Below are 13,167 nucleotides of genomic sequence, written 5' to 3' on the forward strand. Positions count from 1 at the left end.
CGCGAATGAGTGCGAACCTCGTCAAATCCTGTCTTTTGATCTGATAGATGTCTCTATCCGCTGGCATGAGTGTCCGGCTGTAGCCGCGATGATGTGAGCACAGCTGGCCGCGCGAGCGTTCCTTGCCCCTTCATCGCCTGCACGGCTCCTTCCGACCCAAGCGTATTCAAGCCCCGTCGCCCGGTTCGGGTGACGGGGTCTTTTACCGGGCGGATCATCGATCACTGGACAAGGCGCAGGCATCCAATGTCGTGCTCGCGGTGTCGTCGCTAGATCGGCTGGGCTCGGTCTGGCGTTCCTTCGAGAGGCACCTTTCGAACAATCACCTCGTTCTCTCTTTTGGGAGGGCGGTTTAATGCAGCAGGCGCTGACGCGGAAGCTCGAGAGCTTCGAGCCGCTGTCCGACCAAGCTCGCTGGGCTTTGAACAACCTGATACTCAAGGTTCGGCACGTCGGCGCGCGCCAGGATCTGATCCGGGAAGGCGACAAGCCCGACAACGTCCTGCTGATCCTCGACGGCTTCGCCTGCCGCTACAAGATGCTCCCGGACGGCCAGCGGCAGATCATGGCCCTGTTGGTACCAGGTGACTTCTGCGACCTGAACGTGTTCATCCTCGACGAGATGGATCACACCATCGGCACCATCTCGCAGTGCCAGGTCGTGGACATCCCCCGTCGGGCCATCGATGAGATCACGGCGCATCACACGAGCATCGCGCGCGCCTTCTGGTGGTGCTCCCTGGTCGATGGTGCCGTCCTGCGCGAGTGGCTGGTCAACATGGGAGCACGTGCTCCGGACCAGCGCATCGCGCACCTTCTGTGCGAACTTCTCATGCGCCTGGAAGCGGTCGGGCGTGTCACGGACAACAGCTACGCGTTCCCGCTCACGCAGACCGAGATCGCCGACACGATGGGTCTGTCCGACGTGCACGTGAACCGGACGCTGCGCGAGCTTCGCGCCCTCGGCCTGATCCACCTCAAGCGCCGGGTGCTGACAATCCTCGACGTCGAGCGCCTGAAGGCTTTCTGCCGCTTCACACCGAACTACCTGCACCTGCGCAGCACGCGCTGGGGTGATCGCCGCGACCTGAGTTGGCCCGGTACAGCCCAGGAGGGTTAGCCGATGTCCGGGCGGGGCAACGTCGAGACGCTGCTCGTGCTGCAGCTGCAACCGATCGCGGTCGACACCAACAGCCCCGACCGGGACGGCATGCTGGTGATCGCCAACGGCCTGCTCGTGGCAGTGTTGGTTCGCCTCGCCGAACCCGAGCATGCCAATGTCGGAAGCTGGTTCATGGAGGCGGGGTTCGGCCGGCTGCAAGGGCAGAGGGTCCCTGCCTTTCCGGCCTTGGAAGACGCAACGCGCTGGCTGCGACGACATCTCAAGCCGGTTTGAGCTATCTCGCTGGTGATCGATAGAAAATGTTGCCTGCAAACCCCAAAAGGGACGCCGCGGCGCGGGGCTATAGGGCAAATCATGAGCGAACCCGAATAAGGCAGTGCCGAGGCGGTGTACGTCTCGGCCATGGTCGGCGAGATAATGCGGCGCGTTCTCAACGATGCCCTCGTCGACCTCGCACGGACGAAGGGTGCGAGCTACCTCGACATGTTCATGGAGCGCGAGCTGGCCCGCTACGCCGATCTGTTCCGGGAGCGGTCGGACGACACGCCTGAAACCACCAGCATGTTGCGGGCCTGGTTCGTGATGGAAGGCAGCGCAGCCTTGCGGGCTGTCGTCGAGCGCGCGAGCACCGAAGCTCGGCGCGACTGACGCGTCGCATCAGGCTGCCAACAGCCGCTTGGTGTTGAAGGCGACGTGCTCGCGGTAGCGGGCGATGACCGTCTCGGGCGAGCCGCCGAGCATCAGCGTCGTCATCGCCTCGCCGGCCGCATGCACCTTCTCGACGACCATCGACTGCATCTCGGCTCGGCTCTCGCGGCCGCCCCAGGCAAGACGCACCATGCGCAGCTCGATCACGCGCTGAGCTTCAATCGCGAGCATGAACGAAGAGAAGAAGGGATTGTACATGGGACCTCCGCGCCGCGTTGGTGCGGTGTTGGCTCAACGCGACCCGAGTTTACAAAGATCCAGACGCCATCAAATGTTGCATTGGCGGGATGTTTGGCCGCTAAATATGATCATAAGTTGGAAAATAGGCCCATGTATTTCTATCGATGTCACATGGTGTGAGGCAGTTGCTGAGAGGCGGTAATCCCATTGCACTGATGCGCGGCAACTCTTCGGCGCCTCGCGCTGTTTGCCTCGTATCCGATCGGTTCGTGATCGCAACCGCAGGAGCCCTTCGTGGGACGCAATTTCATCCCAGCACTAACTATTGGCTTTCTGGCCGTCCTCAGCTCGGCTGAGGCAGCCAAGCGAAGCGTCAAGATCCCGGACCATTTCGACGGCAGCTGGGACATCGAAGCCGTCACGAACGTTGGCCCGTGCTCGCCCAGCACCCACTACGCGGTACAGATCAGGACCAGCGACGTCTCCTATACGGGCGACGACATCGGCATTGACGGAGGCGTGTCCGCTGGCGGCAGTGTCACCGCCACGATCACAAAGGGCTCGAACAAGGTGCCGATCACCGGCAGCCTCGATCCAAAGGGAACCGGCCGCGGGACGTGGCAGACGACGGACGGCCTAGTCGAGTGCACCGGGAGCTGGAGCGCCAAGCGCGCAGGGTAGGCGGAACGCTGCCCCGCCGCCCGATCTGATCACGGGCTGGCGGGGGAGGTCGCCTCAATGCAAACAAGCACGCCTGATATGTTGGTTCAATGAGTATGCCAGAACGCCTACGCCAAGCTGTAGCCACACGCTTCGGACCGTTGAGCAAGTCGCTGGAACAGCAGTTACAGACTCGCGAAAGCATGGTGGATGAGTTGGAACGTCGCGGATACAGGCCCCGCGGGAAGACGGATGAGCAGATCGTCCAGATGGTCAAAAAGCGAAGCGCGGGATACAGGATGACCGCTGCCCTACCCACCATCGGTGAGCTTCTTCCGGATCAGCGCATGCAACGCGCGTAGATCGCTGCCGAACTGCCGGATGCCCTCGGCGAGCTTCTCCGTCGCCATCGCGCTCTCGTTCATCTCCCAACGGAACGAGAACTCGTCGGTGGCAGGTACCTCGGGCGTTTCACCGTAGACATCGGGCGACAGGACACGAGGGAGCGTGCCCTGCGCGGCCGCGAGTTCCTCCAGCAGCTTCGGCGAGATGGTCAGCCGATCGCAACCCGCCAGCGCCTGGATTTGATCGACGTTGCGGAACGAGGCGCCCATCACGACGGTCTTGATCCCGCGCGACTTGTACGCAGCATAGATGGCCCGCACGGACTGAACGCCGGGATCGTCTGCCCCTGTGTAGGTCTTACCCTCAGCCTTGGCGTACCAGTCGGTGATGCGCCCAACGAAGGGCGAGATCAGGAATACGCCGGCATCCGCGCAGGCCATGGCCTGAGCGAGGTGGAACAGCAGGGTCAGGTTGCAGTCCACGCCCTCGCGCTGGAGCACACGCGCCGCCTGGATGCCCTCCCATGTAGAGGCGATCTTGATCAGCACCCGGTCGCGCGAGACGCCGCGTTCGTCGTAGGCGCGGATGATCGCCCGGGCCTTCTCCAACGTCCGGTCCGTGTTGAATGAGAGGTTGGCGTCCACTTCCGTGGAGACCCGCCCCGGTACCAGCTTCGTCAGCTCGATGCCCACCGACACGGCGAGCCGGTCTGCGACGGACTGGACGACATCCTCGATGTCGCCGCCTTGTGCTTTGCCCCAGGTCACCGCCTCGTCCACGATGGGGGCGAGCCCTTCCATACCGGCCGCCTTCAGGAGCAGCGACGGGTTGGTGGTGCAATCGACTGGCTTGAGCTTCTCGATGGTGCCGATGTCGCCGGTGTCGGCGACTACCACGGTCATCTCGCGCAGCTGATCGAGCAGCGATGTCATGGCGAGCCTCTCGGGATGTTGCCGGCCGGACAACCCGGCGTGTGTCCAAATCAAGCACTGGGAGCGAGCACCGGACACTCAGAAGATAGTGTCAGCGGTGAAGGGTTGTTCCGCAATTTACGTTTTACGCTCCCGGAACCGGATCCCGGCCCCGCCGCCGTTCTCGGAGATGAAGGGAGGGGCGGCGGTCATGATCGACCCTTCTCTAACCAGAGCTGGGCGAGGAAGCGTGTTAGCCCTTGCTGGTCTATATCTTCCAGCGGCTCATCTCCCACATCCGTCTCTGGTGTCGCCTCCCCAGTGTCACGGCCCAAGCCATGGAGCGCCTGGGCGAGCGTCGGCCACCAGGGTAGGTTGCACTCGCGCAGCAAGAAAGCGGCCTTGATCAGCGCCTCGCTCTGCTCGTGCGGAACCGGCCGCCCCATGATCTGCGCTTCGAGCACCTGATCGATCAGAGCTTCCGTGAGACGGCGGACCTCGGCCAAGCGCTCGGGCGACGCGGCTGCCGTGCTCACGTTGGATCCTTCCGGCGCAGCTTCACGCCTGGCTCGCCACCGTTGGTGAAATCGACGCCCGCACCTTCAAGGGCGCGTTGAAGTGCCGCCAGATTGTTGGCGATTGGCGTCCGCTTGCCAGTCTCAAAGTCCCTCACCGTGGACAGGCTGACGCCTGACGCTGCGGCGAGGTCTGATTGCGACCAGTCGATCAAACCGCGAGCCGGTATGAGGCGGTCACGCAGGACGACCAGACCGAGGAGGGTGACGCGCTGTTCGAGCAGATCCTGCTTCTTCAGCCGGCGATCTACGCCTTCCCCGTGGCATCGGTCGCCGACCTCTGCGCCAAGATGCCGGTGCTGCGAGACGAGTTCTCTGACATCGCCGTCGGACCAGACCCAGCTAACCCCTACTGGCTCCGGCAGGCGGCCGACGCGGTGCTGCGCGATCTCGCCAGCCTGTCCGACGCTGCTGCGTCCGTGGAGGACGGAGAGCCGCTGACCACAGAGAGCGCCGCCTCGCTCGACTTCGAGGCCGTGCATGTGCAGACCGCGACCCGCACTCCCCGCCAGTGGCACGAGCGGTTCGCGCCTCATACCCTCGGCCTGCACATGGCCGACCGCATGCTGCGAATGAGCAAGCGCGAACTGGTCGCGTTCGTCCGTGGCGCCGGCCAAAAGGACGCCACTCTGCCGGCCAGCATGCTCAAGCAGATCGAGGCGGCCCGCGCCGAGGCGCAAACCTACGCGGAGATGCTGGATGCCGTCTGGGTCCGCCTCCTCGTGGCCGGGGCTACGGCAATCCTGGCCGACGATCAGGACGAGCGGCAAGCCGAGAGCCCGGCCCCTAAGCCAGCCGCCACATCGGCATCCGCAGCGCCACGCGAGCCCAGTCTCGTAGGCATGCTCGACCTCGCCTCTGCATCGCTGGACGACCTGCAGGCGCTCCACGACCTCGCGGACCTCGTCGGCGGCGTGGTGCTGTCGTTCTACGTCCTGTCCTACTCACTCCTGACCGTCGTGCTGCTGTTCGTGCTCGCCCGGCCGGTCTGGATCTGGGGCAAGGCCTACGATCTGCGCACCCAGGGCGACCTGTTCGCGCTCCGCTACGGCTCGCGCCACATCCGCACGGTCGCGGCCCTGATCGGCATCGTCTCGGGCCTGCCCTGGCTCGTGCTGGGCATGCAGGCGCTCGGCAACCTGTTCCAAGCCATGTCGCTCGGCGCGCTCTCGTTCTCGACCTCGGTCGTAGTCGGCGTGCTCGTGATCGCCCTGCGGCAGGTCTGGACGGTGCGCATGGGCATGCGCGGCGTCGTCATCTCTGACTACCTGCAGGGGATCGTCGCCTACATCGGCGGCGGCCTGATGCTCGTCGGCCTGATCGTCTGGCTCGTTATGGCCCGGGGCAGCACGCTTGGCACACTCGACCCGAAGATGTTCGCGATCCCAAGCTTCGGCTCCAAGGAGGGGCCGCTCTACCTGTTCGCGCTGATGTTCACCGGAGCGCTCGGAGGCTGGTGCTGGCCCTACATCTTCGTGCGCCTGTTCACGGCCGATGGCGTGCGCAGCCTGAAGAAGTCGGCCGCCCTCGCCGTGCCGCTGACCTTCCTGTTCGGTGTCGCGCTCCTGATCTTCGGCATGCTCGCGTCCAAGGTGCCGGAGGCGGTGGCCAAGCCCGACGATGTCTGGTTCATCGTCTCCGAGCAGGCCGGCGGCCTCGTGCTGCTGGGCCTGGCCGGCGTCGTCTTGCTGGCCGCCTCGATGGGGCACACGGACGGCAACATCCAGGCCTACGGCGCGCAGCTCGCCAACGATCTGGTGGGCAACTACGTCCAGCTCGAACAGCGGCAGATGATCGTCATCGCCAAGGTCGGCATGCTGCTGCTGACCCTGCTCGCCTCGTGGCTCGCCACCCTAACGCTGCCGGCGCTGTTCTCGCTCGCCGTGCTGGCCTACCAGGGCATCATCCAGCTCTCGATCCCGCAGTTCCTGGGCATCTTCTGGAGGCGCGGAAACCGGCAGGGCGCGTTCGCCGGCATGATCCTTGGCTTCGTCACGGCGGTCGGGCTCGAAGTCGCCTACGGGGGCCAGCTTCCCTTCGGCTACGGCCTGACCTCCGGGTGTTTCGGCTTGGCCGTAAATCTGCTCGTGTACGTCGCGTGCGCATACGTGTTGCCGCAATCCGCAGAGGAACGGCAGCGCGTCGACGAGCTGTTCACGGTCGTTGAAGCGAACAGGGAAGGAAGGGCGGCAGTGCCTCTTCAGAGCCGCCCGGCAATGGCTTGAGGAGCTCCGTGATGGGTAGCTTCTACACGCCTGAACAGAGGTCGCTTCAGGACCGCTTCGGCACGCGGCGGCTGGCGGATACGCAGGAGCGCGCGATCGTCAGCGAGCGGCTGTCGGAGGCTGATCGGGCCTTCATCGCGGATCGCGACATGCTGTTCCTGTCAACGGTGGATGCCACAGGCCAGCCGACCGTGTCCTACAAGGGCGGTACGCCGGGCTTCGTGCGGATCGACGGGGATGACCTGCTGCTGCCATGCTACGACGGCAACGGGATGTTCCTGTCGATGGGCAACGTCACGGGGGAGGCCCGTGTGGGCCTCCTCTTCATCGACTTCGAGACGCCCCGGCGGCTTCGGGTGCACGGGATTGCGCGCTTGGACGAGACCGTTCCGGTCCCAGGCGCAGCCATGGTCATGCGCATCAGCCCGACGCAGATCTTTTTGAACTGCCCACGCTACGTTCATCGTTACCGGCGCGAGGACAGCTCGCGATACGTGCCCGATGCTCGCGGGAACGCACCGGTAGCTGAGTGGAAGCGGCTGGCGTCCCTACAAGAAGACCTGCCGCAGGCGGATCGCGAGAGCGTGGCGGCTGTCGGAACCATCACGCAGTCCGAATACGAGGCGAAGGTTGGCACGGGCGACGGATAGAAGCGATCCGAGTGTCCACCTCCAACATCTCGGTCTGCGATCACCGCTTCGAGCGCATCACTGTCAGAGAAGCAGCGGACCATACGTCCGCTTCCGGGAGCCGCCCGGCCGCGCATAAACGACTGCGTTGGGTCGAAGGCGGAAATCCGACAACGTAGGTCGGTGCCACAATCGTCAGCGACGATGAGTGTCCAAATCCGGGAAGGTCCGATGGCGACATCTTTCTACGAACTCAGCGTGCCGACCTTCCTGCAGACCGTGCGTGCCGTTGCGGGCTTCCTCGACCGCGCAAACAGGCACTGCGCCGAGTTGGGCGCCGACCCGGATGAACTTGTGGGAGCCCGGCTCTACGATGACATGGCCCCCTTTCATTTCCAGATCGAGGCTGCTTGGCATCATGCCGTGTGGGGGCTGGAGGCCGCAAAGACCGGTGTGTTCGAGCCACCTGGCTTGGTCGGACCAGTCCCCTTCGTAGAGCTGCAAGTCATGATGGACAAAGCGGAAGCGACGCTGGAGGCTTACGTCCCAGACGAGGTCAACACCTGGACGGGCCGCGACCTCGACCTTCAGATCGGACCGCGGCGCGTGGCCTTTACGTCGGAGACCCTGATCCTCTCGTTTTCGCTGCCCAACTTCCATTTCCACGCCGTCACCGCCTACGACATCCTACGCTCGCGGGGCGTGCCGATCGGCAAGCGCGACTATGAGGGGCAACTGCGCACCCGCCCGGCCTAGCACAGGGCGGACGCGTCGAGTGTCCGTAACGGGTTGAGAGCGGGCAGCGACGAGATGCTGCCCCTCGCCCGGCGCTGGCTGGCCTGCCACGAGGCGACCGCCGCCCTGCTGCCGGGCATCCCCGAGCCCGAACACGTCAGGGAGGTGCGGGCGATCCTGCGGCGCGGTGCTATCGGCTCAACCACGTCCCCGTGTAGGTCAGAGCCGCTAGATAGACGGCCTGTCCATTCTCATCCGTCACCAGGACCGTGATGGCTTGGCGCTCGCCGTCCTTGGGCAACTCAGCGACCGCGATCTCTGGGAGCGCCTGCTTGGCTTGCAGCACGGCGGCCTGAAGATCGGCGCACTCGTGGCCTTCCTCATCGCGATCAGCGCGGCCGTTGTTTATGTCGAAGAAGTACCGAGGCATGGGCTCTCTGCGCGAAACAGGCGGGAGCACACAGGTCTCGCAAACGCGGAATGCCCAGAGATTAGGACCGCGGCAAAGCTATCATAAGGTGGATTTTGGGGGCCTCACCAACATACGTCGTATCTACAGCGGAGTTCAATTCGCGATCAGACCGGGACAGGGGCGCGCTGCTCGGCTCATCGCTGGCAGGATCGGATGTTCACACGATCCAGCAACGCCTGTGACGCGGCTAACGCGGCGAGGCCGCGGGCCTGTAGTGCGGCTGCTTCAGCCACCTGATGATCCGTGCCGGCCGCCTTTAGCCGCGTCACTTCGATGACCGCCCGCGCCGCGCGCACGAAGCCACGGACCTCACGAAGGGCGTCCTCGGCACGGAAAGTAGCGTCGATCATGGTCTGAGCCTAACCGCATTCGGCGAGAGCGTCTCGCCGCTGATCTGGATCGACAGCAAAATGATCGAATGGTCCAAGATCACGGTGGGGTCGGATGCGCCCCCATGACGACCGCCGCCACGGCCGTCCGGAATGTCTTCTCCTGCGGGCCAGCCCGGTCTCTGATCTCCTCGCAACTGAGCTTGAGAGCGACGAGCGCTGCGATGTCGATGCTGTGCCCGCTGGCGAAGCGATAGGGCCCTGCCGCCGGATCCCGGAGGTAGACGTCGATCGCCGCGACGATCTCCTGGCTCGTGATGATACCTGCCTTGCGCAGGTCCGCGAGGGTCGAAGGTCCTGCCGGCATGGTCGCGCTGATTATTCCCTGACGTTGACTTAACCGTGCCGCCCGGTCGACATGCCATGTCCGGTTGGCGGGCGCTCTGTGCAACGCCCACCAAGCTCAGCAACCGCTGCAGATCGGCTTGGCGTCCTTTTTAGCTTCCTCCTCCAAACGGTCCATCGTCGCTTCGCGGTCATAGGCCTGCGGACCAATACCACGATGGCCGCCGCTCTTAGCCGGCCTCGAGAGGCTGGCCGTGCTGACGGGATCGGATGCCTTGCTCGGTTTCGCAACGCCGACAGAACGAGCTGAGGGCCATAACGGCCGAGCAAACTCGGAAGGGCGCTGGGCCTCCCAAGCACTCCTGGCGCGTTCAGACGCCGACAAATCAGCGATTGGATCTTGGCCGAAACCCGTTCTGCCGAAATCGGATCTCAGCGGCTGCCCCGGCTCGACGGCATCTAGCGAAGCCTTATCCCATACGGCCTTTGTCGATGGACCCGCGTAGGACAATGCGCTGTAGGACGGCGCGGTCTCTGCAGGAGACAGGCAGCCGCCCAACGCGGCACTCAACCCACACAGCATTGCGATGCGCATCACGACCATGCCTGCCTCACGGTGACAGAGTGCGGGTACGCAACACGAAGCGGCGGGCGAGAACCGCCCAGCTTCGGTGCCAAACTACGCAGACACGCTAGGCGAGGCAATCCTGCGGCCATCGGGCCACGGCGTTGACTTAACGGTGTGCCCCGGCCGACATGGGCGGTCACGGCCAGGCTCGCCTCAGCGAGTCGCGGCCGCCATTCAGGAGACCATCGCCGCGAGATAGACCCTGAAAAGCCAACAGCCCCTTCCCGGCAAGGAAGAGGCTGCTGAAAAACCCAAGGGCCTGTGAGGCCGGTCTAACTAACTCCTCACAAGCCATGACCTCCCTCGGGAGTCAAGACGGAACCTGTTTCCGTCAACGGGAAGGCTTTGCCTGGACCCTAGCCGCGGCCCGTGAGGGACCGGGTTCGATGAACTATGCCGATGAGATCCGCCGACGGGCGGAGGTGGCTCCGTGCGCGGCGCTGCCAGCCATCACGGCGCTGCTGTGGCGCGCGTTCGGGGAGGGGAAGGTCACGGAGGCCGAAGCCGAAGCTCTGTCTGGGCTGATCGGAACGCGAACGCTGTCCAAAAGTGGACCGCGATCCGGACAAAGCCCGAACTCAGGGGGAACAGCCAAGCATTCGATCGACCTACCCGCGCAAAAATACGTGGGAAGCCCCAGGAGGCCCGGCGTCGGCTCCCGGCCACGCACGGACGCCTCGCTGGAGCGTCGCCGCCGCTGGGCCGCCTCTGGCCGCATGCCGCTAGGTCTCGCCGCCAAGTTCACCCACGCCGAGCAAGGCGTGCTCGCCCTGGTCGCCGCCGAGGTAGCGCGCCGCGGCGACTGCCGGCTGGCGATCGACAACGTCGCGGCCGTGGTCGGGGTCTCACGCTCGACCGTGAAGAACGCGATCCGCGAGGCTGTGCGGTTCGGGTTTGTGACTGTCGAGGAGCGGCAGGTCACTGGCTGGCGCAATGACACGAACATCGTGCGCATCGTGAGCCGCGAGTGGCTGGCTTGGCTGCGGCTGGCGCGGAAAGGCGATCCTCTCTCGAACCTGAGAAAGCAGGCAGCACCCTCCCTCTCGCAAGGGGGAGGGGTCAAAAGCGCGACCACCACGTCTACTCAGGTTCTAGATCTAGGAGAATCGAGGAAAACGGAGCCGAAGAAGGGCTGCCGACAAGCGGCGGGCGACCTTGGCCGATCAGATCGTGCGAGAATCCGCGCGGGTGGTGGAGGCGGCCGAGCCATGCGGTGACGGTCTACAGGCGTTCGGCAAGGCGGACGGCGCTCGGATAAGGCGGAGTTTGTCGGCTGTCGTTCAGCGCTCAACATCAAACTATTTGGGCGTTGTGCATCATCCGTATGCACCGTCAGGATTCCGGCCGTGTTCGGCTAGCGACGATTCTACATCATCCCGGCCTTGAACCGTTTCTCACCCAGATCAGTTCTGAGAGGATGTTGCAGCGTGATCCCGTCTTTGTAGGTGACTTGAAGCCGGTCGGTGCGGCCCGGCCACTCCAGGTCATTAGGCCCAGCAGCCGCCTGTCATCTTGGGCCACGATCTCGATTTCATGCCTTTCAACCCTCGCTGTGTTCGCCGCTGGCGCGGCGTGGCTTGTCCCGCCCAGCAACTGGATCTTCTCAACGTCCGCCCAACGTGTGGCATCAGTGGTGTCTGCCGAAGCTTCACCTCCAGCGACATTCCCACCATGGGTAGAAGTCCCACACCTGACAGGGCTTCTCTCACACGCGGGTGACCCAGACACTTTCTCCCTTGCCGACGGACCGCGCAGCTTTCTGGATCCGAACCCCGCGGATACGGTTGAGCAGCAGGAGTTCCTGCCACCCCGCGCCAACCCACGCCTTTCGCTAATCAGCCGCGCACCCCTCGATGCAGCGCGTCTCACGCACGAACAGGCACCCGCGTGGACTGACCACACCGAGCGTCAGGATATCGCGACGATGATCCCGCCATCCGTGGTCGCGACCCTCGAACCGGACGCGCCGCGACCGTTGCTGGGTCGACCCGAGTTGGGAACGACGCGAACCGAGCCAGCGGACCCGACGGCCACGCCGACCCTGCTACCCAGACCGGCTCCAATGCGGCCGCCGACCGAGGTCGTCGTTGGTCTTGCGCCGACGATCACTGCTGCAGCTCCGCCCGAACGCGTAGCGACGCTCGGCCCAGATCCAAAGCGGCCGGTGCTAGACCGGACGATTGCGATGATGCCGCCGCGCGACGCACAGGGCGTGGTCGGGCCGGTCCTGAACCCCGGACCGGCGCGGCACGCTCGATCGCTCAGACAGCCACGAGCGCGGGCAACGGTCTCGAAAATACGCGTACCTACTCATGACGCCGAGCAGACGGCGGGTCTCATCAGTTCGCCGACGGCGACGCGGCCGCGGATCGATGCCGGTGCAATCGCCTACGCCTCCATGCACCGGGTACGGGTCGATCGCTCAGCCACCCCGCCGACCGCTTCTGTGCCGCCCTCACCCTGGACGATGCCGTCCGCCCTCTCGCCGACGGATTAGGTCCATGCCGCGGCCCCTCGTTCACCCTCGCGAAATAGGAGAGCCTTGATGATTCGACGTTCGATCTGCTGCGCTACCCTCGTTTTTGCTCTCGCCGGACCTGCCCTAGCCCAGGACGCTTCCGCCCAGCCCGACACGTCTGCCGCTACCTGGCAGATGCCCTGGCAGATCGCGCCGATCGGGGTCGCTTCATCTTCGGCCGGTGAGCAGACCGTCCTGTCGATGGTGCCCGGTACAGGACTGGTGAAGGGCACCTCTTCAGCTCTGCAGACGATCGGACAGCCCCTGCCGGAGGTGCCGGGTCGCAACCGCACGGTCGATACCTGCCGCGCCACCGTGATGAGCGAGGCGACCAAGGCCGGCATGAAGCAGGTCGAGGCGGTCTCGGCCGGCGCCGACAAGACGGATAAGAAGGGCGACTACTTCGCACCGGTGCTGTTCCGCATCACCTACGAGCGGCCGATGATGTACGAGGTGCGCCAGGCGGCGATGATCTGTGTTGTCAGCCGTAAGGGCGCCATCGTCGACGCCTACATGCCGGCCGACGACGCGGTGATCACGCAGTGGCCGGCGCTCAGCCGCCGGTGAGCTGACGGCGACAGCACCTCCTGCACCTGCTACAGCATCGCTTCTTCCCGTTCGCGTGCCCGAGGCGTTCGCGACACCGCAAAGCGTGCGGCGGGCAAGCACGCGACGACAGGCGTTCTCCGGGCCAGTTCCCCGCAGGGCGCCCGTGAAGCCTTGGCCGGGCAGTTGCGTGAGGGTCGGCGCGGTGCGGCGGGACTGGAGACCGCGAGCGCCGGCC

Annotated in this window: 17 protein-coding genes; 9 read left to right on the top strand and 8 right to left on the bottom strand. The window is 64.9% G+C overall.

Annotated elements, in window-relative coordinates; translation table 11 throughout:
• Positions 1-355: 355 nt before the first annotated feature.
• The 3 genes from AC3IF1_RS30760 (at position 356) to AC3IF1_RS30770 (ending at position 1,771) form a co-directional block, all read left to right on the top strand.
• Positions 356-1,120, top strand: a complete 765-nt coding sequence (locus AC3IF1_RS30760; protein ID WP_489220877.1) for a Crp/Fnr family transcriptional regulator — start codon at positions 356-358, stop codon at positions 1,118-1,120.
• A 3-nt stretch (positions 1,121-1,123) separates the two neighbouring features.
• Entirely contained in the window at positions 1,124-1,396 is a 273-nt protein-coding gene (locus AC3IF1_RS30765) for a hypothetical protein (protein ID WP_489220878.1), read from the top strand.
• 114 nt (positions 1,397-1,510) lie between these two features.
• Positions 1,511-1,771 (top strand): hypothetical protein, encoded by a 261-nt coding sequence (locus AC3IF1_RS30770; RefSeq protein WP_489220879.1) that lies wholly within the window; start codon positions 1,511-1,513, stop codon positions 1,769-1,771.
• Between the two features lie 9 nt (positions 1,772-1,780).
• Here AC3IF1_RS30770 and AC3IF1_RS30775 read toward each other — a convergent pair whose 3' ends face one another.
• On the bottom strand, positions 1,781-2,029 hold the full coding sequence (locus AC3IF1_RS30775) for a hypothetical protein (RefSeq protein ID WP_489220880.1): 249 nt from the start codon (positions 2,027-2,029) through the stop codon (positions 1,781-1,783).
• Positions 2,030-2,305: 276 nt separating this feature from the next.
• Between AC3IF1_RS30775 and AC3IF1_RS30780 the strand changes: the two genes are divergently transcribed.
• Positions 2,306-2,692 carry a heme utilization protein gene (locus AC3IF1_RS30780; RefSeq protein WP_489220881.1) on the top strand — a complete coding sequence of 129 codons (387 nt, stop codon included), beginning with the start codon at positions 2,306-2,308 and terminating at the stop codon, positions 2,690-2,692.
• 290 nt (positions 2,693-2,982) lie between these two features.
• On the opposite strand, the gene tal is transcribed toward AC3IF1_RS30780, so the two are convergent.
• From tal to AC3IF1_RS30795, 3 genes are all read right to left on the bottom strand, one after another.
• Positions 2,983-3,948: a transaldolase gene (gene tal / locus AC3IF1_RS30785; RefSeq protein ID WP_489220882.1), complete on the bottom strand. Its 966-nt coding sequence runs from the start codon at positions 3,946-3,948 to the stop codon at positions 2,983-2,985.
• A gap of 188 nt (positions 3,949-4,136) precedes the next feature.
• Entirely contained in the window at positions 4,137-4,463 is a 327-nt protein-coding gene (locus AC3IF1_RS30790) for a hypothetical protein (protein WP_489220883.1), read from the bottom strand.
• Positions 4,460-4,600, bottom strand: a complete 141-nt coding sequence (locus AC3IF1_RS30795; protein WP_489220890.1) for a hypothetical protein — start codon at positions 4,598-4,600, stop codon at positions 4,460-4,462. Before AC3IF1_RS30795 ends, AC3IF1_RS30790 begins: the two co-directional genes overlap by 4 nt.
• Before the next feature lie 39 nt (positions 4,601-4,639).
• Here AC3IF1_RS30795 and AC3IF1_RS30800 point away from each other — a divergent pair, with 39 nt between their 5' ends.
• The 3 genes from AC3IF1_RS30800 (at position 4,640) to AC3IF1_RS30810 (ending at position 8,112) form a co-directional block, all read left to right on the top strand.
• The gene (locus tag AC3IF1_RS30800; RefSeq protein ID WP_489220884.1) at positions 4,640-6,727 is read left to right on the top strand and encodes a sodium:solute symporter family protein; all 2,088 of its coding nucleotides are present in this window, start codon (positions 4,640-4,642) and stop codon (positions 6,725-6,727) included.
• An 11-nt stretch (positions 6,728-6,738) separates the two neighbouring features.
• Entirely contained in the window at positions 6,739-7,377 is a 639-nt protein-coding gene (locus tag AC3IF1_RS30805) for a pyridoxamine 5'-phosphate oxidase family protein (RefSeq protein WP_489220885.1), read from the top strand.
• A 210-nt stretch (positions 7,378-7,587) separates the two neighbouring features.
• Positions 7,588-8,112: a DUF1993 domain-containing protein gene (locus tag AC3IF1_RS30810; RefSeq protein ID WP_243969442.1), complete on the top strand. Its 525-nt coding sequence runs from the start codon at positions 7,588-7,590 to the stop codon at positions 8,110-8,112.
• A 169-nt stretch (positions 8,113-8,281) separates the two neighbouring features.
• Here the strand turns inward: AC3IF1_RS30810 and AC3IF1_RS30815 are convergent, their stop codons facing one another.
• The 4 genes from AC3IF1_RS30815 to AC3IF1_RS30830 form a co-directional block, all read right to left on the bottom strand.
• Positions 8,282-8,521, bottom strand: coding sequence for a DUF6894 family protein (locus AC3IF1_RS30815; protein WP_489220886.1), 240 nt, complete (start codon positions 8,519-8,521; stop codon positions 8,282-8,284).
• Between the two features lie 176 nt (positions 8,522-8,697).
• A complete protein-coding gene (locus AC3IF1_RS30820) occupies positions 8,698-8,913 on the bottom strand; it encodes a hypothetical protein (RefSeq protein WP_489220887.1) in 216 nt (71 codons plus the stop codon).
• A gap of 79 nt (positions 8,914-8,992) precedes the next feature.
• Positions 8,993-9,259 carry a hypothetical protein gene (locus tag AC3IF1_RS30825; RefSeq protein ID WP_489220587.1) on the bottom strand — a complete coding sequence of 89 codons (267 nt, stop codon included), beginning with the start codon at positions 9,257-9,259 and terminating at the stop codon, positions 8,993-8,995.
• Positions 9,260-9,355: 96 nt separating this feature from the next.
• Complete coding sequence (locus AC3IF1_RS30830; protein ID WP_489220588.1) at positions 9,356-9,841, bottom strand: hypothetical protein; 486 nt, start codon at positions 9,839-9,841, stop codon at positions 9,356-9,358.
• A gap of 410 nt (positions 9,842-10,251) precedes the next feature.
• Between AC3IF1_RS30830 and AC3IF1_RS30835 the strand changes: the two genes are divergently transcribed.
• A complete protein-coding gene (locus tag AC3IF1_RS30835; protein WP_489220888.1) occupies positions 10,252-11,082 on the top strand; it encodes a helix-turn-helix domain-containing protein in 831 nt (276 codons plus the stop codon).
• 1,328 nt (positions 11,083-12,410) lie between these two features.
• Positions 12,411-12,950: a hypothetical protein gene (locus tag AC3IF1_RS30840; protein ID WP_489220889.1), complete on the top strand. Its 540-nt coding sequence runs from the start codon at positions 12,411-12,413 to the stop codon at positions 12,948-12,950.
• Positions 12,951-13,167 lie beyond the last annotated feature (217 nt).

It is taken from the genome of Methylobacterium sp. E-012 (assembly GCF_057836545.1).